Annotated in this window: 18 protein-coding genes and 1 other RNA gene; 2 read left to right on the top strand and 17 right to left on the bottom strand. The window is 62.8% G+C overall.

Features of this window, described 5'->3' with window-relative positions; translation table 11 throughout:
- Window positions 1-40: 40 nt before the first annotated feature.
- The 17 genes from ftsZ to rsmI form a co-directional block, all read right to left on the bottom strand.
- Window positions 41-1,228: a cell division protein FtsZ gene (gene ftsZ, locus E8F20_RS22600; RefSeq protein WP_028628443.1), complete on the bottom strand. Its 1,188-nt coding sequence runs from the start codon at window positions 1,226-1,228 to the stop codon at window positions 41-43.
- 48 nt (window positions 1,229-1,276) lie between these two features.
- A complete protein-coding gene (ftsA, locus tag E8F20_RS22595; protein WP_280285741.1) occupies window positions 1,277-2,527 on the bottom strand; it encodes a cell division protein FtsA in 1,251 nt (416 codons plus the stop codon).
- A gap of 22 nt (window positions 2,528-2,549) precedes the next feature.
- Window positions 2,550-3,413 carry a cell division protein FtsQ/DivIB gene (locus E8F20_RS22590; protein ID WP_280285740.1) on the bottom strand — a complete coding sequence of 288 codons (864 nt, stop codon included), beginning with the start codon at window positions 3,411-3,413 and terminating at the stop codon, window positions 2,550-2,552.
- Between the two features lie 4 nt (window positions 3,414-3,417).
- Complete coding sequence (locus E8F20_RS22585) at window positions 3,418-4,365, bottom strand: D-alanine--D-alanine ligase (protein ID WP_280285739.1); 948 nt, start codon at window positions 4,363-4,365, stop codon at window positions 3,418-3,420.
- On the bottom strand, window positions 4,362-5,822 hold the full coding sequence (gene murC, locus E8F20_RS22580; RefSeq protein ID WP_280285738.1) for a UDP-N-acetylmuramate--L-alanine ligase: 1,461 nt from the start codon (window positions 5,820-5,822) through the stop codon (window positions 4,362-4,364). Before murC ends, E8F20_RS22585 begins: the two co-directional genes overlap by 4 nt.
- Window positions 5,815-6,885 (bottom strand): undecaprenyldiphospho-muramoylpentapeptide beta-N-acetylglucosaminyltransferase, encoded by a 1,071-nt coding sequence (gene murG / locus E8F20_RS22575; RefSeq protein WP_280285737.1) that lies wholly within the window; start codon window positions 6,883-6,885, stop codon window positions 5,815-5,817. Before murG ends, murC begins: the two co-directional genes overlap by 8 nt.
- Window positions 6,882-8,090 carry a putative lipid II flippase FtsW gene (gene ftsW / locus E8F20_RS22570; protein ID WP_280285736.1) on the bottom strand — a complete coding sequence of 403 codons (1,209 nt, stop codon included), beginning with the start codon at window positions 8,088-8,090 and terminating at the stop codon, window positions 6,882-6,884. The genes murG and ftsW overlap by 4 nt, the downstream gene beginning before the upstream one ends.
- Window positions 8,090-9,436: a UDP-N-acetylmuramoyl-L-alanine--D-glutamate ligase gene (gene murD / locus E8F20_RS22565; RefSeq protein ID WP_280285735.1), complete on the bottom strand. Its 1,347-nt coding sequence runs from the start codon at window positions 9,434-9,436 to the stop codon at window positions 8,090-8,092. Before murD ends, ftsW begins: the two co-directional genes overlap by 1 nt.
- Window positions 9,437-9,442: 6 nt before the next feature.
- On the bottom strand, window positions 9,443-10,525 hold the full coding sequence (mraY, locus tag E8F20_RS22560) for a phospho-N-acetylmuramoyl-pentapeptide-transferase (protein ID WP_028628451.1): 1,083 nt from the start codon (window positions 10,523-10,525) through the stop codon (window positions 9,443-9,445).
- A 2-nt stretch (window positions 10,526-10,527) separates the two neighbouring features.
- Entirely contained in the window at window positions 10,528-11,892 is a 1,365-nt protein-coding gene (gene murF, locus E8F20_RS22555) for a UDP-N-acetylmuramoyl-tripeptide--D-alanyl-D-alanine ligase (protein WP_280285734.1), read from the bottom strand.
- Window positions 11,885-13,348 (bottom strand): UDP-N-acetylmuramoyl-L-alanyl-D-glutamate--2,6-diaminopimelate ligase, encoded by a 1,464-nt coding sequence (gene murE / locus E8F20_RS22550; protein ID WP_280285733.1) that lies wholly within the window; start codon window positions 13,346-13,348, stop codon window positions 11,885-11,887. The genes murF and murE overlap by 8 nt, the downstream gene beginning before the upstream one ends.
- Entirely contained in the window at window positions 13,348-15,078 is a 1,731-nt protein-coding gene (locus E8F20_RS22545; protein WP_280285945.1) for a penicillin-binding transpeptidase domain-containing protein, read from the bottom strand. Before E8F20_RS22545 ends, murE begins: the two co-directional genes overlap by 1 nt.
- Window positions 15,078-15,371, bottom strand: coding sequence for a cell division protein FtsL (gene ftsL / locus E8F20_RS22540; RefSeq protein WP_280285732.1), 294 nt, complete (start codon window positions 15,369-15,371; stop codon window positions 15,078-15,080). Before ftsL ends, E8F20_RS22545 begins: the two co-directional genes overlap by 1 nt.
- On the bottom strand, window positions 15,368-16,315 hold the full coding sequence (gene rsmH, locus E8F20_RS22535) for a 16S rRNA (cytosine(1402)-N(4))-methyltransferase RsmH (RefSeq protein ID WP_280285731.1): 948 nt from the start codon (window positions 16,313-16,315) through the stop codon (window positions 15,368-15,370). Before rsmH ends, ftsL begins: the two co-directional genes overlap by 4 nt.
- Window positions 16,312-16,767 carry a division/cell wall cluster transcriptional repressor MraZ gene (gene mraZ, locus E8F20_RS22530; RefSeq protein ID WP_028628457.1) on the bottom strand — a complete coding sequence of 152 codons (456 nt, stop codon included), beginning with the start codon at window positions 16,765-16,767 and terminating at the stop codon, window positions 16,312-16,314. Before mraZ ends, rsmH begins: the two co-directional genes overlap by 4 nt.
- Window positions 16,768-17,090: 323 nt before the next feature.
- An RNA gene (rnpB, locus tag E8F20_RS22525) (RNase P RNA component class A) lies at window positions 17,091-17,449 on the bottom strand.
- A 40-nt stretch (window positions 17,450-17,489) separates the two neighbouring features.
- Window positions 17,490-18,362: a 16S rRNA (cytidine(1402)-2'-O)-methyltransferase gene (rsmI, locus tag E8F20_RS22520; RefSeq protein WP_280285730.1), complete on the bottom strand. Its 873-nt coding sequence runs from the start codon at window positions 18,360-18,362 to the stop codon at window positions 17,490-17,492.
- 120 nt (window positions 18,363-18,482) lie between these two features.
- Between rsmI and E8F20_RS22515 the strand changes: the two genes are divergently transcribed.
- Window positions 18,483-20,294 (top strand): penicillin-binding protein activator, encoded by a 1,812-nt coding sequence (locus E8F20_RS22515; RefSeq protein WP_280285729.1) that lies wholly within the window; start codon window positions 18,483-18,485, stop codon window positions 20,292-20,294.
- Complete coding sequence (locus E8F20_RS22510) at window positions 20,291-20,659, top strand: YraN family protein (RefSeq protein WP_280285728.1); 369 nt, start codon at window positions 20,291-20,293, stop codon at window positions 20,657-20,659. The genes E8F20_RS22515 and E8F20_RS22510 overlap by 4 nt, the downstream gene beginning before the upstream one ends.
- Window positions 20,660-20,661: the final 2 nt, after the last annotated feature.

The following is a 20,661-nucleotide window of genomic DNA, read 5'->3' as shown; positions in this document are numbered from 1 at the left end:
TGCTGAACACCAATCACCCTAATGCTCCTGATACAAATCATCAATCAGCCTGGCGACGCAGGAACGCAGGGATGTCCAGGTAATCCAGGTCATCCTGAGTGTTGAGCTTGGCCGCGGTGGCCGCGCCGGCGTGAGCCTGATTGCGCATCACGGTCGGGCGATCCAGGTCGCGATAATTGACAGACGGCTGCTCCGGACGGGTGGCTACAGTGGCGGTGGCCACAGTGGCTGCCTGCACGGTGTTGTCGACTACCTTGACCGGCTTCTCGATGCGCGCGCCCAGGCCAGTGGCCACTACAGTTACGTGCAGTTCGTCGCGCATGTCCGGATCGATCACGGTGCCCACCTTGACGGTGGCGTGCTCGGAAGCGAACTGTTCGATGATGTTACCCACGTCGGAGTACTCGCCCAGAGACAGGTCCGGACCTGCGGTGATGTTCACCAGGATGCCGCGGGCGCCCTGCAGGTTCACGTCGTCGAGCAGCGGGTTGCGGATAGCCGCTTCAGTGGCTTCGCGAGCGCGATTCGGACCGCTGGCGCATCCGGTGCCCATCATCGCCATACCCATTTCGCCCATCACGGTCTTAACGTCGGCGAAGTCGACGTTGATCATGCCGGGACGCTTGATGATATCGGAGATGCCGCGCACCGCTCCGGCGAGCACGTCGTCAGCCTTGGCGAAGGCGGACAGCAGGCTGGCGTCCTTGCCGAGAATGGTCAGCAACTTCTCGTTGGGGATGGTGATCAGGGAGTCGACGCTTTCAGCCAGCGAACGGATGCCCTCGTCGGCGATCTGCATGCGCTTGCGGCCTTCGAACGGGAACGGACGGGTCACCACCGCAACGGTGAGGATGCCCATTTCCTTGGCCACTTCGGCGATGATCGGCGCCGCACCGGTACCGGTGCCACCGCCCATGCCGGTGGTGATGAAGACCATGTCGGCGCCCTGCAGCACTTCGGCGATGCGCTCACGATCTTCGATGGCAGCCTGACGTCCGACTTCCGGATTGGCACCGGCGCCCAGGCCCTTGGTCACACCTGGGCCGAGCTGCAGAACGGTGCGCGCTCCGATGTTCTTCAGCGCCTGGGCATCGGTGTTGGCGCAGATGAACTCGACGCCTTCTATGTTGCTCTTGGCCATGTGGTTCACGGCGTTGCCACCGCCACCGCCGACACCTATTACCTTGATGACCGCTGTTTGCGGAACATTATCTACGAGTTCGAACATATCCCCTCTCCTTCCTTTTTTAGTTTTTTCGCCTACTGCGTACCGCGGTTAAAAATTGCCCTGAACCCAGCGCTTGAGCCGTTCCAGTACAGGAGCCTTGGCGTCTTCGGAGTAGCCGAAGCTGCCTGTGGAAGCAGGCATGCCGTCGGACTGCTTCTGCAACCCGTAAATCAGCAGGCCCACGCCCGTGGAATAGATGGGGTTGCGCACGACATCGGCGAGCCCCTTGACGCTATGCGGCACGCCGAGGCGCACCGGCATGTGGAAAATCTCTTCGGCCAGCTCGACCGCGCCTTCCATCTTGGCGGTGCCACCTGTTAGGACGATGCCGGCTGGGATCAAGTCTTCGTAGCCACTGCGGCGCAGCTCGGCCTGGATCAGGGTGAAGAGCTCGTCGTAACGGGGCTCGACCACCTCAGCCAGGGCCTGGCGCGACAGCTCGCGCGGCGGACGGTCGCCGACACTGGGCACCTTGATGGTTTCTCCAGCACCAGCCAACTTGGCCAGTGCGCAGGCGTAGCGGATCTTGATCTCTTCGGCGTACTGGGTCGGCGTACGCAGGGCCATGGCGATGTCGTTGGTCACCTGGTCGCCAGCAATCGGGATCACCGCGGTATGGCGGATGGCGCCCTCGGTGAAGATGGCGATGTCGGTGGTGCCGCCACCGATATCCACCAGGCAAACACCCAGCTCCTTCTCGTCATCGGTAATCACCGAGTAGGCCGAAGCCAGCTGCTCAAGGATGATGTCGTCCACTTCCAGGCCGCAACGGCGCACGCACTTCTCGATGTTCTGGGCGGCATTCACCGCGCAAGTCACCACATGCACCTTGGCTTCCAGGCGCACCCCAGACATGCCCAGCGGCTCGCGCACGCCTTCCTGGTTGTCGATCACATAGTCCTGGGCCAGGGTGTGCAGCACGCGCTGGTCGGCAGGAATGGCCACCGCCTGGGCGGCGTCCAGCACACGCTCGATATCGGCGCCGCTCACTTCCCGGTCGCGAATCGCCACGATGCCGTGGGAGTTCAGGCTGCGGATATGGTTGCCGGCGATGCCGACGAACGCCGAGTGGATGCGGCAACCCGCCATCAGCTGCGCCTCTTCCACGGCGCGCTGGATGGACTGCACGGTGGACTCGATGTTCACCACCACGCCCTTCTTCAGGCCGCGCGACGGATGGGTGCCAATGCCAACGATTTCCAGTTGGCCGTCGGCTGCGACCTCGCCCACCAGCGCCACCACTTTGGAGGTGCCGATGTCCAGGCCGACGATCATCTTGCCGCTCTGTACGCTTGCCATGGTTCTAACCTTCTCTCTCAATTCACTGCACGGCGACCGCAGCCGCCGCTGGGGCCTCGACCGGCGTCCGCCAGGCCACTGCAAGGCCGTTGGGGTAGCGCAGGTCGACGCGCTCGATGTTCGCTATCTGATCCTTCAGCGTTTTCTCGTAGATCGAGATGAAACGCCGCATCTTTTCCACCAGATGATCCCGCCCCAGCAGCAGCTCGACGCCCTGGCCGGTGGACAGGAACCAGCTACCGCGCTCACGCAGTTCCAGCCGGACTATGGAAAAGCCGAGCGGACGCAGCATCTGGCTGAGCATCTGGTATTGCTGCATCACTTGTTCCTGGGCCCGCTGCGGCCCCCAGAGCTGCGGCAGCTGCTCATAGTGGGCCAGCTCGCGCGGAGTAAAGGCCTGGCCCTGATTGTTCAAAAGCGCTTCATCGCCCCAACGGGCGATGGGCAGTTGTTCTTCCAGGCGGACCATCACCTGGTCCGGCCACACCCGACGTACCTCGGCATGGGCAATCCACGGCATCTGTTCCAGCTCGCGGCGCATGCCCGCCAAGTCGATGCTGAAGAAACTCGCGGCGATGTACGGCGCGATTCGCTGCTGCACCGCCTGCTGGCTGATGTAGCTCAAGTCGCCCTGCACATTGACCTTGGCGATGGGCCGGTCAGCGTAAGGCAGCAGTCGCTGCGCCGCCTCATAGGCGCCGAAGCCGAGCACCGCCAGCATCACCGGCCAGACCAGTTTCCGCAGGAAGCCGAAGCTGGGCTTCGGTAGGCGCTGCGTCAGCGGTTCCTTCGCCACCATCCGACTGGCGCCACGCGGCATCGGCTTGCGCGGCGGAACGGCGCGACCGATTACGGGTTCCTGACGACGGATAGTGGCGCTTCGCATGGAATCAGCCCCTTGCCTCGACGCTGTCGGTCAGAATCGCCAGCACCAACTGCTGGAAATCCAGACCCGCAGCGCGCGCTGCCATGGGCACCAGGCTGTGATCAGTCATGCCGGGTGCGGTGTTGACTTCAAGGAGCCAGAAACGCCCTTCAGCGTCCTGCATCACATCGGCCCGGGCCCAGCCCTGGATGCCGAGGGTCTCGCAGGCACGCGCGGTGAGCAGCTTCAGCTCCTCTTCCTTGTCCGCATCCAGGCCACAGGGGATCTGGTAGCGGGTATCACTGGCCAGGTACTTGGCGTCGTAGTCGTAGAAGGTGTGCGGTGTACCGAGACGGATGGGCGGCAGCACCTCGCCGCGTAGCCAGGCGATGGTGAACTCCGGCCCATGGATCCACTGCTCCACCAGCACCTGCGGGTCGTAAGCGCCAGCATCACGCCAAGCCTCGATGAGTGCCTCGACGTTCTCCACCTTGGCCATGCCGATGCTGGAGCCTTCGTGGGCGGGTTTGACGATCAGCGGGAAGCCCAACTCGGCGGCAGCCTGGCGGCAGTCCTGCTCGCTGGCGAGTACGGCGTGGCGCGGCGTCGGCAGACCGAGGCTGACCCACAGCTGCTTGGTGCGCAGCTTGTCCATCGCCAGGGCTGACGCCAGGATGCCGCTTCCGGTATAGGGAATGCCCAGGCACTCCAGCAGACCTTGCATGCTGCCGTCTTCGCCTCCACGGCCGTGGAGGATGATGAAGGCGCGGTCGATCTTCTCTGCCTGCAAGCGCTGCAGAAGGTCATCACCCACATCGATGCCGAAAGCATCCACACCCGCGGCCTGCAGAGCCTGCAGCACCATGGCGCCGGACTTCAGCGAAACTTCGCGTTCAGCGCTCTTGCCACCGTAGAGCACGGCGACCCGGCCGAACGCAGCCGGTTCGAGGGTGGATTTCAATTGCGCGCTCATTTCGTCTTCCTCTTGGCGGCGTCAGCAGGCTGACCGCCAAACAACGGGTTCTGAATCAGTTGTGGCGCCAGCGCGCCAATGTCGCCGGCACCCTGGCAGAGCAGAATGTCGCCGGGACGCAGCAGCGGCTTGACCAGCGGTGCCAGGTCAACGCCACGCTCGATATAGATCGGATCCAGTTGGCCGCGCTGACGGATGCTGTGACAGAGCTGGCGGCTGTCGGCGCCGGGGATCGGCTCTTCGCCAGCCGGGTAGACCTCCATCAGCAGCAGCACGTTGGCTTCGCCCAGCACCTGTACGAAATCGTCGTACAGGTCGCGGGTACGGCTGAAGCGGTGCGGCTGGTAGACCATCACCAGGCGACGCTCCGGCCAGCCACCGCGAACGGCCTTGACCACCGCAGCCACTTCGCGCGGATGGTGGCCGTAGTCATCCACCAGCATCACGCTGCCGCCTTCCACTTCCAGTTCGCCGTAGACCTGGAAGCGCCGGCCCACCCCTTGGAAGCCGGACAGGCCCTGGACGATAGCTTCATCGCTAATGCCCTCGTCGGTAGCGATGGCAATGGTGGCCAGGGAATTGAGTACGTTGTGGTTGCCCGGCATGTTCACCGAGACATCCAGCGGCTCGCGGTCCTTGCGCAGGACGGTGAACCAGGTGCGCATGCCTTCCTGGCGCACGTTGATGGCGCGTACGTCTGCGTCCTCCGAGAAGCCGTAGGTCACAGTGGGGCGTGCCACCTGGGGCAGGATCTCGCGGACCACCGGGTCGTCTACGCAAAGCACGGCCAGGCCGTAGAACGGCAGGTTGTGGAGGAACTCGACGAAGGTTTTCTTCAGCTTGTTGAAGTCCCCCTCGTAGGTACTCATATGATCGGCGTCGATATTGGTGACCACTGCCACCATCGGTTGCAGATGCAGGAAGCTGGCGTCGCTTTCGTCGGCCTCAGCCACGAGGTAGCGGCTGGTGCCAAGCTGGGCATTGGTACCCGCGGCGTTCAGTCGGCCACCGATGACGAATGTCGGGTCGAGGCCGCCAGCGGCGAAGACCGACGCAATCAGGCTGGTGGTGGTGGTTTTTCCGTGGGTGCCAGCGACCGCAATGCCATGCCGGTAGCGCATCAGCTCGGCGAGCATTTCGGCACGCGGAACGACCGGGATGCGGCGCTCCAGGGCAACCGCAACCTCGGGGTTGGACTTGTTGACGGCGCTCGAAACCACCAGCACGTCAGCGTGCTCGGCATTCTCGGCACGGTGACCGATGAAGATCTGCGCCCCGAACCTCTCCAGACGCTCGGTTACGGCCGAGGTCTTGAGGTCGGAACCGGATACCCGGTAGCCAAGGTTCAGCAACACCTCAGCGATCCCGCACATACCCACACCGCCAATACCGACGAAATGAATACGGCGGATGCGACGCATCTCCGGCTGCGGCATGGCTTTCTGACTCTCAACCATTGGCCACCTCCAGGCAGATCTCAACCACAGTACGGGTGGCGGCAGGTTTGGCCAGACGGCGGGCGGTAGCACCCATGGCCTTGAGTTTCTCGGGCTGCATCAGGACCTCGGTCAGCTGAGCGGCCAACTTGGCCGCGTCAGTGGAATGTTGCGGAAGAAGGACAGCCGCGCCCTCCTTCGCCAGATAATCGGCATTGCGCGACTGGTGATCGTCGATCGCATGGGGCAGCGGCACCAGGAACGATGGCAGCCCAGCGGCTGCCAGTTCGCTCACGGTCAGGGCACCCGCACGGCAGATGACCAGATCGGCCCAGGCATAGGCACGAGCCATATCCTTGATGAAGGGCGCGACCTCGGCTTCGACCGCAGCTTCGCGATAACGCTCCGCGGTGATCTCGTCATGTTTGCGCCCCGCCTGGTGGAATACCTCCGGACGCAAGTCCGCCGGTACTTTGGCCAAAGCTTCAGGCAACAGCTTGTTCAGCGGTTCGGCGCCCAGGCTCCCGCCCAGCACCAGCAGGCGCGGCTTGCGACCTGACAGCGCATCACGCGGCGTCTCCAGGAACAGCTCCTCACGCACCGGGTTGCCGGTGGTCCGCCGTTTATCGCTTTTCCCGAAGGTTTCGGGGAAAGCCTCGCACACGCGGCTGGCGAATGGCGCCAGACTGCGGTTGGCGGTACCCGCCACGGCATTCTGCTCGTGGATGATCAGCGGCACACCGGACAGGCGAGCGGCCAGACCACCTGGCCCCGTGACATAGCCCCCCATACCGAGTACGCAGATGGGTTTCAGATCACGCACGATGCGACGTGCCTGGAACAGCGACTTCAGCAACTCGAACGGTGCCTTGAGCAGCGACTTCAGCCCCTTGCCCCGCAAACCGCTCACCTGAATGAGATGCAGGGGCAGACCGGCCTGGGGTACCAATTCGTTCTCGATACCTTTTGGTGTGCCCAGCCAATGCACCTTGAAGCCGCGCGCCTGGAACTCGCGGGCGCAGGCCAGAGCCGGGAAGACGTGGCCGCCGGTGCCGCCGGCCATGATCAGCACGTTGCCGCTCATGGGCGCACCTCCTCGTCGAAGAAATCGCTCTCGACGAACTCCACTTCCTCATTGCCCAGTTGGGTACGCCGCTCCCACTCGATACGCAGCAGCAAGGCGAGGCTGACGCAGCAGATCACAAGGGAGCTGCCGCCGTAGCTGAGGAACGGCAATGTCAGTCCCTTGGTCGGCAGCAAGCCGACGTTCACGCCGATGTTGATCAGAACCTGGCCGATCCAGAGGAAAGCCAGGCCATAAGCGACATAGGCGGAGAAGTACTGGTGCGCCTTCTCCGCCCAGAGACCGATATAGAGAGCGCGGACGCTTACGAAGACGAACAAGCCAACAGTGGCCAGGGCACCGATCATGCCCAACTCTTCGGCCAACACAGCGAAGACAAAGTCGGTGTGGGCTTCTGGCAGGTAGAACTGCTTCTGGATGCTGTTACCCAACCCCACGCCGAACCATTCCCCACGGCCAAAGGCAATCAGCGCCTGGCTAAGTTGATAGCCGGCACCGTACTGGTCAGCCCAGGGGTCGATGAAGTTGGTCAGACGCTGCATCCGGTAACTCTGGCTGGTCATTACCAGCACGCCGGCGGCAAGTACCGCACCGACCAGAGGGATGAAGCGCAACAGGTTGATGCCACCAAGGAACAACATGGCGATGCAGGAGCCCACCAGCACCACGGTGGCACCGAAGTCCGGCTCGGCCAGCAGCAGCACCGCAATCGGGCCCAGCACCAGCATCGGCTTGATGAAGCCGGTGAGTTTTTCACGCACCTCATCCTGGCGACGCACCAGGTAACCAGCGATGAACATCACGGTGAACAACTTGGCCAACTCAGACGGCTGCAGGTTGAACAGACCGAAGCCGATCCAGCGCTTCGCGCCGTTGACCTCGCGACCGATGCCAGGCAGCAGCACCAGGATCAGCAGAACGATGGCGGCCAGCATCAGCCGGGCGCCATGTCGCTGCCAAAAGGCCATGGGTATCTGCAGGGTGACCAAGCCCGCACCGAGGCCAATCGCCAGGTAAATCAGATGACGGATCATGTGGTACAGCGGGTTGCCAGACGAGGCCGCCGCGACCTCCGACGAAGCCGAGGTGATCATCACCAGGCCCAGGCCGAGTAGCGACAGGCAACCGGCGAGCAGCGGGAAGTCGATGTCGACGCCGCGGCGGCTACGCAGCGGCGAGGGGGCGGCGAGCAGACGGGCCAGCATCAGGAGAGCCCCTCCACGGCTTGCGCGAACAGACGACCGCGTTCTTCGAAGTTCTTGAACATGTCCAGGCTGGCGCACGCCGGCGAGAGCAGCACGGCATCGCCGGCTTCGGCCAGCTCGGCGCAACGCTGCACGGCATCTTCCAGGGTTCTGACCCGCACGAGAGGAACTGCGTCCCCCAGAGCCTCGGCAATCAACTCGGCATCGCGCCCCAGCAGAACGACGGCGCGGCAGAAACGTGACACCGGCGCCTTGAGCCCAGAAAAATCCGCGCCCTTGCCATCACCGCCCGCAATCAGCACCAGCTTGCCGTCGATGTCAGCTCCCAGACCTTCAATTGCCGCCAGGGCCGCCCCGACGTTGGTGGCTTTGGAGTCGTCGTAGTAGGAAACGCCGTGCAGCTCACGTACCCACTGGCAACGATGGGCCAGACCGGCGAAGGTCCGCAGGGTGCCCAGCATGGGTTCGAACGGCAGGCCCACGGCATGTCCCAAGGCTAGGGCGGCCAGGGCATTGGACTGATTGTGGGCGCCGCGGACTTTCAGCTCGCGCACCGACATCAGCTTGTCGAACTGGTAGGCCAGGTACTTCTCACCCTCTTCCTCGATAAGGCCGAAGGATTTGAAATCGGGCTTGTTGAGGCCGAAGGTCCAGCAGGGCACCTGGTCAGCCACCAGCGGTCGCGACAGCGCATCGCCTCGGTTGACCACAACCTGGCGTGCGCCACGAAAGACGCGGTGCTTGGCCAGGTGATAGGCCTGCATGTCGGCGTAACGGTCCATGTGGTCTTCACTGACGTTGAGCACCGTTGCCACCTCGGCGTTCAGCCGATCGGTGGTTTCCAGTTGGAAGCTCGACAGTTCCAGTACGTAGAGTTCGATGTCGTCGGCCAGCAAATCCAGTGCCGGCGTGCCGAGGTTGCCGCCCACGGCAACGCGCTTGCCGGCAGCCTTGGCCATGTCGCCCACCAGCGTGGTGACGGTGCTCTTGGCGTTGGAGCCGGTGATGGCAACGATCGGCGCCTTGGCATGTCGGGTGAACAGCTCGATATCGCCGGACAGCTTGGTGCCGCGTCGGGCGGCTTCCTGCAGTGCCGGTGTGGCCAGCGCCAGGCCAGGGCTCACATAGAGTTCGCTGGCGCGACTGAGGAAGTCCGGATCAAGCTCGCCACAACGCACTTCCACCTGCGGGAACTGACTCTGGAGCGTCGCAAGTTCCGGCGGGTTCGCACGGGTATCAGCCACGGCAAACGGAACGCCCTGGCGCGCCAGGAAGCGCACCAGGGACATGCCGCTCTTGCCGAGGCCGACAACGATGCGGAACTGGTCGGAAGCGATCAGCGTCACTCTCGGTTACCTCAATTTCAGGGTGGCTAGACCGATCAGCACCAGGATCACAGTGATGATCCAGAACCGTACGATGACCCGGGGTTCGGGCCAGCCTTTCAGTTCGAAGTGGTGATGAATAGGAGCCATGCGGAAAACGCGACGACCGGTCAGCTTGAACGACGCGACCTGGATCATCACCGACAGGGTTTCCATAACGAACACGCCGCCCATGATGAAGAGCACCACTTCCTGGCGCACGATCACGGCGATAGTGCCCAGGGCCGCCCCCAGAGCCAGGGCTCCTACGTCGCCCATGAAGACCTGGGCCGGGTAGGTGTTGAACCAGAGGAAGCCGAGGCCGGCACCTACCAGGGCGGCACAGAACACAATCAGTTCTCCCGCACCCGGTACGTACGGGATGAGCAGGTATTCAGCGAATTTGATGTTGCCCGACAGGTAGCAGAAGATCCCCAGTGCGCCGCCGACCATGACAGTCGGCATGATGGCAAGCCCATCGAGTCCGTCAGTCAGGTTCACCGCATTGCTGGAGCCGACGATCACAAAGTACGTCAGCACCACGAAGCCGATGCCCAGCGGGATCTCGATGTTCTTCACCAGCGGCAGGATCAGGGTGGTCTCGGCCGGAGTGCTAGCGGTCATATAGAGGAAGATCGCGGCGGCAATACCAAATACGGACTGCCAGAAATACTTCCAGCGACTCGGCAGGCCACGGGAGTTCTTCTCGATCACCTTGCGGTAGTCGTCTACCCAACCGATGGCGCCGAAGGCCAGGGTCACGGCCAGCACCACCCATACATAGCGGTTGGACAGGTCGGCCCAGAGCAGGGTACTGATGCCAATGGCGGTCAGAATCAGCGCACCCCCCATGGTCGGCGTGCCGGATTTCGACAGATGCGATTGCGGGCCGTCGTTACGCACGGCCTGGCCGATCTGGCGAATCTGCAGAGTACGGATCATCCAGGGACCGAGCCAGAGCGACAGCGACAGCGCCGTCAGGACGCCGAGAATCCCGCGCAGGGTCAGGTACTGGAATACACCGAACCCCTTATGAAACTGTTGCAGGTACTCAGCGAGCAGCAGCAGCATGATTAGTGAGCCTCCCCCGTCCCGCAAAGCGCCGCGACGACTTTGTCCATCGCTGCGCTGCGGGAGCCTTTGATCAGAATTGTGGTGTTTGAGTCCTGCTCGCTGACCAGCGCCTGGATCAGGCTGGCCTGGTCGGCGAAATGGCGCCCTTGAGTGCCAAAGGCAGTAACCGCTTGTGCCATCAGCGGACCGACGGCGTACAAGGCGCTAACCTTGCCGCGCGCGTATTCGCCTACGTCACGGTGGCCCTGCTCCGCCCATTCGCCGAGCTCGCCCATATCTCCGAGCACCAGAACGGTGCGACCGGAAAAGCCGGCGAGTATATCAACGGCGGCAAGCATCGACGCGGGGTTGGCGTTGTAGCTGTCGTCGATTACGCGCATGCCGCTGGTGGCGAGCTGCGCTACGGCGCGGCCTTTGACAGGCTGCAGGTTTTCAAGGCCCGCCTTGATCCCGACCAACGGCACGCCCAGGGCATGGGCGGCTGCAGCAGCGGCCAGAGCGTTGGCGACGTTGTGCGCCCCCAACAGGTTGAGCTGGATGTCCGCTTCGCCGACTACGCCGCGAAGGCTGAAAGCCATGCATCCGCGGGCATCCCGAGCCAGGTTCTCGGCACGCACGTCGGCGCGCGAATCATCCAGACCGAAACTGATGACTTTCCGACCGGCAGCACGTGCGTGCCAGATGTCGAATGCGCGGTCGTCGCGATTCAGGACAGCGATACCGTCAGACGACAGCCCTTCTAGGATTTCACCCTTGGCCTCTACGATTTTCTCGGGCCCACCGAATTCACCCACATGGGCAGTGCCGGCATTGTTCAGGATCGCTACTTGGGGACGGGTCAGGCGTACCGTGTAGAGAATCTCGCCGACACGGGAGGCGCCGAGCTCGATGACGGCGCTGTCGTGTTCGGCGCCCAGCTCCAACAAAGTCAGGGGCACGCCGAGATCGTTGTTCAGGTTGCCGCGGGTAGCCAGCACGGAACCTTGGGTCCGCAGGATGCTGGCGAGCATTTCCTTGACCGTGGTCTTGCCACTGGAACCGGTGACCGCCGCAACACGGCCGGTGAAGCCATCGCGGTTGTAGGCCCCCAGACGGCCGAGACCTTCGCGGGTATCGGCCACCAGCAGTTGCGGAATTGGAGCGTCAGCCACCTTGCGCTGTACCAGGGCAGCGACGGCACCTTTCGCAGCGACGTCTGACAGGTAGTCGTGTCCGTCAAAGCGCGGGCCGACCAGGGCAACGAATAGTTGTCCGGCTTCAATCTTGCGGCTGTCGCTAGAGACGCCGGTAAAGGCGACGTCGGCCCCCACCAGCTCTCCCTGGAGCGGCGCGAGCAGTTCAGACAACTGGAAGGGCTTAAGCATGCGGCACCTCCCAGGCATCCAGCGCCTTGGCAGCTTCGTCCAGGTCGGAGAAGGGATGACGCACGCCGGCGATCTCCTGGTAATCCTCATGTCCCTTGCCTGCCAACAGCACCACATCGTCAACATTGGCGGAGGCGATCAGTTGGCTAATCGCCATACCGCGGCCGGCGACGAACTCAACGTTGTCGGCGTCGGCAAAACCTGGGCGGATGTCACCGAATATCTGCGCGGGGTCTTCGGTGCGCGGATTGTCATCGGTCACCAGCACCCGGTCGGCGAGGCGCGCGGCGACGGCCGCCATCAGTGGGCGCTTGCCGCGATCCCGATCACCGCCACAGCCGAACAGGCAGAGCAGGTGACCCTGGACGTGTGGACGCAGAGCTTGGAGAACTTTTTCCAGCGCATCCGGTGTGTGGGCGTAATCCACTACCACCAGGGGTTTCTCGCCTCCCCCCAGACGCTGCATACGACCAACCGGGCCTTGCAGCGACGTCAGGACATGCAGTACGTCGGCCAGCGGGTAATCCATGGCCAGCAGCGCGCCAACCACGGCAAGCAGGTTGCTCAGGTTGAATCGGCCCAGCAACGGGCTGCGCAGAAGGCCTTCGCCCTGGTGGGTAACTACGTGGGCGCTTACACCGTGATCGTCGAAACGGGCTTCGCGGCAATAAAGGAAGGCACTTGAATCTTCCAGGCTGTAGCTGAACAAGCGCGACTCGTGCTGCTCGTTAGCCAGTTGGCGACCAAACTCGTCATCCAGGTTGACGACCCGCGCACGCAGGTTGGGCCAGCTGAACAGCCTGGCCTTGGCCGCCGCATAGGCCTCCATGGAACCGTGGTAGTCCAGATGATCACGGGACAGGTTGGTGAACACCGCTACGTCGAAGTCCAGGGCGGCAACCCGGCCCTGCTCCAGACCATGGGAAGAGACTTCCATCGCCACGGCTCGGGCACCGGCCTGTTTCAAATTAGCCAGGGTGGCTTGCACGGCCAACGGGTCGGGCGTGGTGTGACGACCGCTTTCCAGCTCGCCGTAGAATCCGGTACCCAGAGTGCCGACAATGCCGCAACGCTCGCCCAATTGGTCAAGGGCCTGGGCCAGCAGTTGGCTAACACTGGTCTTGCCGTTGGTGCCGGTGACGCCAACGAGGCGCAGGGCACGGCTCGGCTCGCCATAGAAACGGCCGGCAATGGCCGACAGCTGGTTGGCCAGGCCTTTGATCGGAATCAGTTCCGCGCCGACGACCTCAGGCACCTCGGCACCAGTAGTTTCATAGGCCACGGCGACCGCACCGCGCGCCACTGCGTCGGCGATATGGGCACGACCGTCGTGTTGTGCGCCGGGCACAGCCAGAAACAGATCGCCCGGACGCACCTTGCGGCTGTCCAAGGTCAGTTCGCGAATCAGGGTGGCGCATTGTGCTTGGGGCAGTAGTTGGTTCAGTGGCATGGGCATCAGATCCGCCCTCCTTTGCCGGTAACCGCGTTTGCGGTTTGTTGTTCCTCGGTGGGCAGGTTGTCTGGCGCGATGTTCATCAGTCGCAGCGCGCCGGCCATGACCTTGCCGAATACCGGGGCGGAAACCAGACCACCGAAATAGCCCGCTTTGCTGGGCTCATCGATCACCACCACCATCGCAATGCGCGGATTTGTGGAAGGACCGAAGCCCGCGAACAGCGAGCGATAGGCGTTCTGGGTGTAGCCCTTGGTTCCTACGCTGGCTTTACGTGCCGTGCCACTCTTGCCGGACACGTGGTAGCCCGGCACTTGCGCTCGGAACACACCGCGCGGCGCCTCGACCACCTGCTGCAGCATGACCTGCATGGTCCTGGCGACATCTTCGGGAATGACCTGGACGCCATCGGGGACGTTGTCCACACGAGTCATCGACAGCGGTACCGCCTGGCCGTTATTGGCCAAGGTGGCGTAGGCGTGGACCAGTTGGATCGCGGTGGTCGACAGGCCATAGCCGTAGGACAGGGTCGCCGTTTCCGCCTTGCGCCATTCGCGGTGGTTGGGCAGGTTGCCCACGCGCTCACCCGGGAAGCCAAGGCCGGTGTCCTGGCCCAGGCCAAGCTTGCGCATAGTGTCGTAGATAGCCTCGCCGCCGATATCGAAGGCGATCTTGCTCATACCGACGTTACTGGAGTTGATCAGGATACCGGTCAGGTCGAGGATCGGACCTTCGCTCCTGGATACGTCCTTGATGGTATAGCGGCCTATCTGCAGAGAGCCGGGGTAAACCTCGACCTTGTCCTCAGGCTTCCAGCGGCCGGTCTGCAGGGCCGCAGACATGGAAATCGGCTTCACGGTCGAGCCCGGTTCGAAGACGTCGATCATCGCGCGGTTGCGCATGGCCGCCGGCTGCAGGTTACGACGGTTGTTCGGGTTGTAAGTGGGCTGGTTGGCCATGGCCAGTACCTCGCCAGTCTTCACATCGACGATCACGAGGCTGCCCGCCTTGGCACCGTTTTCTACCAGGGCGTTGCGCAGCTCCCGGTGGGCCAGGTATTGCAGACGCAGGTCAATGGACAGGGCCAAGGTCTTGCCAGGCTTGGCGTTGCGGGCAACCTGAACGTCCTTGATCAGACGACCACGGCGATCCTTCAGTACCTGGCGCTTGCCAGGCACACCAGCCAACCACTCTTCGAATGACAGCTCGACACCTTCACGACCGCGGTCATCGACATCCGTAAAGCCCACCACATGAGCGGTGACTTCGCCCGCCGGATAGAAGCGGCGAAATTCTTCGATGCCGTAAACCCCCGGTAGCTTGTTGGCGATGATGGCCTGCCCCTGCTCCGGTGTAAGTCCTCGCACCAGGTACATGAACTCGCGGTTGGCGTTCTGCTCGATGCGCTGGGCAAAGGCCTTCGGATCCTGCCCCAGTGACTGGGCGATCTTCGGCCACTCGCCGCGCAGCGCCATCAAATCCTTGGGATTGGTCCAGAGGGTGGTAACCGGGGTACTAACCGCCAGGGGCTCACCATTGCGGTCGGTGATCAGGCCGCGGTGAGCGGGAATCGGGATATGCCGCACGCTGCGTGCATCGCCATGCGCCTTGAGGAAGTCATGGTCAATCACGTGCAGGTCAACGATACGCCAAGAGATGGCACCGATCATGATGGCGAGCAAACCCAGGACGACCCGGAAGCGCCACGGATAGAGCGCGCCTTCGAGTTTCATCATGGCGCCACCATCCGCACTTCGGTCGGATCGGGGATTCGCATCTTCAGCTGTTCGCTGGCCAGGGACTCGATGCGGTTGTGTGCAGTCCAAGTGCTCTGCTCAAGAACCAGGCGCCCCCATTCGGCCTGTGCCTTGTCGCGCACACTGAGCTCCGAATAGAGCTCGTTGAGTAGCTTGCGGTTCCAGTGGGCGCTGTACGACACCGCGATGGCTGACAGCAAGACGCCAACGAACAGCAGCAACATCAGGAGGCTGCCGCCAGGCAATGGCTTGGCGTAGATGCGACTCATCGCACCTTCTCCGCGACACGCATAACTGCGCTACGTGAGCGCGGGTTGGCCTTGAGCTCTTCGTCCGACGCGTACTGCGGCTTGCCCAGCAGCTTCAAGCGCGGCTCGAAGACAGCCTGGCGAACCGGCAGGTCACGGGGCAGCTTGTCGGCTTCACCCTTGGCGTGTTTGCGCATGAACAGCTTGACAATACGATCTTCCAGCGAGTGGAAGCTGATCACCACCAAACGACCACCGACAGCAAGGGACTCCAGCGCAGCATCCAGCCCCTGCTCCAGGTCGCCGAGTTCATTGTTGACATGAATGCGAATGCCTTGGAACGCGCGGGTAGCAGGATTCTTGCCCTTCTCCCAGGCGGGATTGGCGGCGGTCAACACAGCAGCCAGATCGGCGGTGCGCTCGAATGGTTTCTCAGCACGACGCTGCACCACGGCGCGGGCCATTCGCTTGGCGAAGCGCTCTTCTCCGTAATCCTTGAAGACGCGGGCGATTTCGTCCTCGCCGGCGCTGGCAATCCACTGCGCGGCGCTCTGGCCGCGGCCGGGGTTCATGCGCATGTCCAGCGGACCATCATTCAGAAAACTGAAGCCACGCTCCGGATCGTCCAGCTGCGGGGAGGACACGCCAAGGTCGAGCAGTACCCCGTCAACCTTGCCGACCAAGGCGCGCGCCTGCACCTCATCACCCAGCTCGGCAAAGCTCCTTTGCACAATGACAAAGCGGCCGTCATCGGCCGCCAGAGCTTGCCCCGCTGCAATCGCTTGCGGGTCTTTGTCGAACCCCAACAAGCGCCCGTCGGGCCCGAGCCGTTCCAGAATGAGCCGACTATGCCCACCTCGCCCGAAGGTGCCATCCAAGTAGCAGCCGTCTGCGCGCAAGGCGAGTCCTTCCACTGCCTCTTCGAGCAGTACGGTGATATGGCGGAAGCTGCTGGTTGCGCTCACAGGATTAGGTCACGTAGTTCATCCGGCAGACCGCCGGGTTGTTTGATTGCCATGAGATCCGCCTCGGAAATCGCGTTCCAGGCGTCTTCATCCCACAGTTGAAATTTGTTCAGCTGGCCGACCAGCATGGCCCGCTTGTCCAGACTGGCGTGCTCACGCAGGCGCGGCGGAACAAGGAAACGCCCGGCGCTATCCAGCTCCAGGTCCACGGCATTACCGATCAGCAGACGTTGCAGGCGGCGAGTCTCCTCGCGCAGGGAAGGCAGCTCTCGCAGCTTGGCTTCGATGAGCTCCCATTCAGGCAGGGGATAGACAGTCAAACAGGGATCGACGGCGTCGATTGTCACGATGAGCTGTCCACCACAACGCGAAACGAGCTCATCACGATACCGACTTGGCATCGCGAGTCGCCCTTTGGCGTCGAGACTGATGGCGTTAGCTCCGCGAAACAAGGCTGCGCTCCCCCTTTGATTGGCTTTCCGTGCCAGTGAATCCCACTTCTACCCACTTCGCTCCACTTCCGCACACTATAGAAATGCGCAAGCCCCACCGTCAAGGCGGGCAAAAGCGGAAAACTCCTTACAGGACGGCAATTTAGCGAGGGTTCGGAAGGGATTGGGATGGTTATACCGAGGCAAAGACGGAGCAAAATCCAGCACTTACAGGAAGCTGAACTTCGAACTTAAAGTAAATTGTTAAGAGTAAGATCTTTTCGGTATTTCTAAGGAGGGTAAGAGAACGCGAAAGAGCTAACGCGGAGGAGAAAGGAGAAAAAGCAGAGAGTCGATCTGTAAGCCGGGTTCTGTCGAGGACAGTCATTCATCTACGGCTGCCATCACTGACAGCCTTTAGCAACCTACCCGAATCCGACGCGGGCCACGCCATGGATTCCTATTTGGTCTTGCTCCGAGTGGGGTTTACCTAGCCACGAACTGTTGCCAGTCGTGCGGTGCGCTCTTACCGCACCTTTTCACCCTTACCGGCGCTTGCGCGCTTAGGCGGTTATTTTCTGCGGCACTTTCCGTAGGCTTGCGCCTCCCAGGCGTTACCTGGCACTCCGCCCTGTGGAGCCCGGACTTTCCTCCCTCTCAAAATCGCAGAACGAAATGAGACAGCGACTGCCCGATCGACTCTCCACCGCCAAGATTAACGGCACGCGCTCCCAAGAACAAGCTCAGGAATCGCCCTGCCGTTCCAAGGCCGCCTGGTAGAGCAGATTCTTGCGCACGCCCGTGATCTCCGCCGCCAGCGCGGCAGCCCGCTTCACCGGCATTTCTGCGAGTAACAGATCCAGAATTCGCAGCGCTTCCGTACTCAGAGCCCCCTCACCCTCCGGCGCCTGCCACCCCTTTACCAGCACTACGCACTCGCCGCGCTGCTGGTTTGAGTCCGCCGCCACCCAGCCACACAACTCATCCAGCGGTGCGCCCTTCAGCGTTTCGAAGGTCTTGGTCAACTCCCGCGCCAGCACCGCCGGGCGATCGCCACCGAATACGCCACGCATATCTTCCAAAGACTCCAGAAGTCGATGAGGCGCCTCATAGAAGATCAGCGTACGCGGCTCTTCCTTTAACTCGTCCAACCTCCCTCGGCGAGCATTGGCTTTGGCCGGCAGGAATCCCTCGAAAATGAATCGATCCGACGGCAGACCAGCGGTCGATAGCGCGGCGATCAGTGCACAGGCCCCAGGCACAGGCACCACTGCAATTCCCGCAGCACGCGCTTGTCGCACCAGGTGAAAACCCGGATCGGAGATGAGCGGCGTGCCCGCATCGGAAATCAGCGCCACGTCGTCCCCTGCCTGTAATCGCGCAAGGAAGCGCCCACCCTGATCCCGCTCGTTGTGCTCATGACAGGCAGCCAGCGGTGTTTCGATGCCGAAGTGCTGCAGTAGGCGGGCCGAGTGACGGGTGTCCTCGGCGGCGATCAACGCAACCTCTCGCAGCACCCGCAGTGCGCGGGCGGTAATGTCGTCGAGGTTACCGATAGGCGTTGCGACCACGTACAGCGTGCCGCAAGCGCTGCCACTGGCAGGGGAAAGTGTCACAAGCCACCTCGGAAAAGACTTAAAGCGCGCATTGTATCCCGATTCGCCGGCCCGACATCGCGCCTCAACCGGGGCTTGGGTACAATCGCGTCTTTCTTCAACGAGTATCGGGACCGATAAATGATCGCTTGCCTGCGTCCGCTCTCCGCCCTCTGCCTCGCCGGCCTGCTGGCTGCCTGCGCCAGTTCGCCCTCGTCCAGCCTTGGCGAACTGCCCCGCACCCCCCAGGCCAGCATCGAGCAACTGCTGCAGCAAGCCAGCGAGGCAAAGCCGGAAGAAGCCGCACTGCTGCGCCTGTCCGCCGCCGACCTCGCCTACAAACAGCAGGATATCGGTCGTTCGGCTCGCATCCTGGAGCAGATCCCGCTGGAGAGCCTGAAGCCCGCCCAGCAGATATTCGCCAGCACCCTGGCTGCCGAACTGGCCATGGCCCGCAACCAACCCAAGAGCGCCCTCAAGGCACTGAGCCATCCCAGCCTCGACCACCTTGCCGAGCTACCCGTTGACCAGCAGGTGCGCACTCAACTAGTTCGTGCCCGCACTCTGGAGGCCGATGGCCAGACACTCGCCGCCGCCCGCGAACGCGTGTTCATCGCTCCGCTGCTCAGCGGCGAAGCTGCCAGCAGCAACCATGAAGCAATCTGGGCACTGGTTTCCAGCCTGCCACTGGACCAATTGCAAGGCGGCGCCGACAAGGATCTTGCCGGCTGGCTGGAACTGGCGAGCCTGACCAAGACCTCGTCCACCCTGGAACAGCAACAAGCCGCCATCGATAACTGGCGCGCCATGAATCCGGACCACCCGGCCGCCAAGCAACTACCGCAGGCCCTGACCAAACTCAAGGAAGTTGCCGGCCAACCACTGACCAAGATTGCCCTCCTGCTACCCCAGGAAGGCCAACTGGCCTCCGTGTCCCGCGCCTTGCGCGATGGCTTCCTGGCCGCCCATTACCAGGCGAAGCAGTCCGGCCAGCAACAACCGACCATTGAGCTCTACGACAGCTCCAAGCTGACGTCTATCGACGACTTCTACCGCCAAGCCCAGGCCGACGGCGTACAACTGGTAGTCGGTCCACTGGAGAAACCGCTGGTCAAGCAGCTCAGCACCCGAGAGCAACTACCCATCACTACCCTGGCCCTGAACTACAGTGACTCGGCCCAGGAAGCTCCAGCCCAACTCTTCCAGTTTGGCCTTGCCGCCGAAGATGAAGCCCGGGAAGTGGCCCGTCGCGCCTGGGCTGACGGCATGCGTAGCGCCGTGGCCCTGGTGCCTCGCGGCGAGTGGGGGGATCGCGTACTGCGTGCCTTCCAGCAGAGCTGGCAAGCCGAAGGTGGTCGCCTTATCGCCGCCGAGCACGTCGACCAGCCGGTGGCGCTGGCCCAGCAGATCGCCGATCTGTTCCAGCTCCGCCAGAGCGAAGCCCGCGCCAAGCGCCTGCAGGGGACCCTGGGCGTACCGGTAGCCGCCCAACCGGCGCGACGCCAGGACGTCGACTTCATCTTCCTCGCCGCTACTCCACAGCAAGCCCAACAGATCAAACCGACCCTGGCCTTCCAGTACGCTGGCGACGTACCGGTCTACGCCACTTCCCATCTCTATTCGGCAGGCAACGATCAGGCCCAGTACCAGGACCTGAACGGTATCCGCTTCTGCGAAACCCCCTGGCTGCTGAACGGCGACGACCCACTACGCCAGCAGGTCAGCAACCAATGGCCACAAGCCGGCGGCAGCCTGGGGCGCCTCTATGCCATGGGCGCAGACGCCTATCGCCTGGCACCGCGCCTAACGCAACTAAAAGTACTGCCGGAAACCCAAGTAGATGGCCTTTCCGGCCGACTGAGCCTCAACCCCGCCCGCCGTATCGAACGCCAGCTCCCCTGGGCTGAGTTCCGAAATGGCCAGGTCCAGCGCCTGAAAGACAGCGACTCTTGAGCGACAAACGCGCCCGCGGACAAGCGGCGGAAGCCCTTGCCCGCGCCCACCTAGAAGCAAACGGACTGCGTTTGTTGTCCCAGAACTGGCTGTGCCGTCGCGGCGAGCTCGATCTGGTCATGCTCGACGGCGATACAGTAGTATTCGCCGAAGTCCGCTACCGGCGTCATGCCGGCTGGGGTGGCGCCCTCGAGAGCGTCGATGCCCGCAAGCGCGAAAAACTGGCATACGCCGCCCAGCAGTTCCTCCAGCAGGAATCCCGCTGGGCCAAACACCCTTGTCGATTTGATGTGATTGCCGTCAATGCAATGGACGGTAACTCACCCCCGCGACTGACCTGGCTGAAGAATGCCTTCGACACCTGATC

Source organism: Pseudomonas sp. BN415 (assembly GCF_029871195.1).
In the GTDB taxonomy this organism is placed as follows: domain Bacteria; phylum Pseudomonadota; class Gammaproteobacteria; order Pseudomonadales; family Pseudomonadaceae; genus Metapseudomonas; species Metapseudomonas resinovorans.
The sequence above is the reverse complement of the archived record's forward strand: the minus strand, read 5'-3'. Positions and strand labels throughout refer to the sequence as shown.

Excerpts from the sequence above, each read along its gene's own strand:
- ftsZ (WP_028628443.1), bottom strand. The coding sequence starts at position 1,228 with ATGTTCGAACTCGTAGATAATGTTCCGCAAACAGCGGTCATCAAGGTA.
- ftsA (WP_280285741.1), bottom strand. The coding sequence starts at position 2,527 with ATGGCAAGCGTACAGAGCGGCAAGATGATCGTCGGCCTGGACATCGGC.
- E8F20_RS22590 (WP_280285740.1), bottom strand. The coding sequence starts at position 3,413 with ATGCGAAGCGCCACTATCCGTCGTCAGGAACCCGTAATCGGTCGCGCC.
- E8F20_RS22585 (WP_280285739.1), bottom strand. The coding sequence starts at position 4,365 with ATGAGCGCGCAATTGAAATCCACCCTCGAACCGGCTGCGTTCGGCCGG.
- murC (WP_280285738.1), bottom strand. The coding sequence starts at position 5,822 with ATGGTTGAGAGTCAGAAAGCCATGCCGCAGCCGGAGATGCGTCGCATC.
- murG (WP_280285737.1), bottom strand. The coding sequence starts at position 6,885 with ATGAGCGGCAACGTGCTGATCATGGCCGGCGGCACCGGCGGCCACGTC.
- ftsW (WP_280285736.1), bottom strand. The coding sequence starts at position 8,090 with ATGCTGGCCCGTCTGCTCGCCGCCCCCTCGCCGCTGCGTAGCCGCCGC.
- mraY (WP_028628451.1), bottom strand. The coding sequence starts at position 10,525 with ATGCTGCTGCTGCTCGCTGAGTACCTGCAACAGTTTCATAAGGGGTTC.
- murF (WP_280285734.1), bottom strand. The coding sequence starts at position 11,892 with ATGCTTAAGCCCTTCCAGTTGTCTGAACTGCTCGCGCCGCTCCAGGGA.
- murE (WP_280285733.1), bottom strand. The coding sequence starts at position 13,348 with ATGCCCATGCCACTGAACCAACTACTGCCCCAAGCACAATGCGCCACC.
- E8F20_RS22545 (WP_280285945.1), bottom strand. The coding sequence starts at position 15,078 with ATGAAACTCGAAGGCGCGCTCTATCCGTGGCGCTTCCGGGTCGTCCTG.
- ftsL (WP_280285732.1), bottom strand. The coding sequence starts at position 15,371 with ATGAGTCGCATCTACGCCAAGCCATTGCCTGGCGGCAGCCTCCTGATG.
- E8F20_RS22515 (WP_280285729.1), top strand. The coding sequence starts at position 18,483 with ATGATCGCTTGCCTGCGTCCGCTCTCCGCCCTCTGCCTCGCCGGCCTG.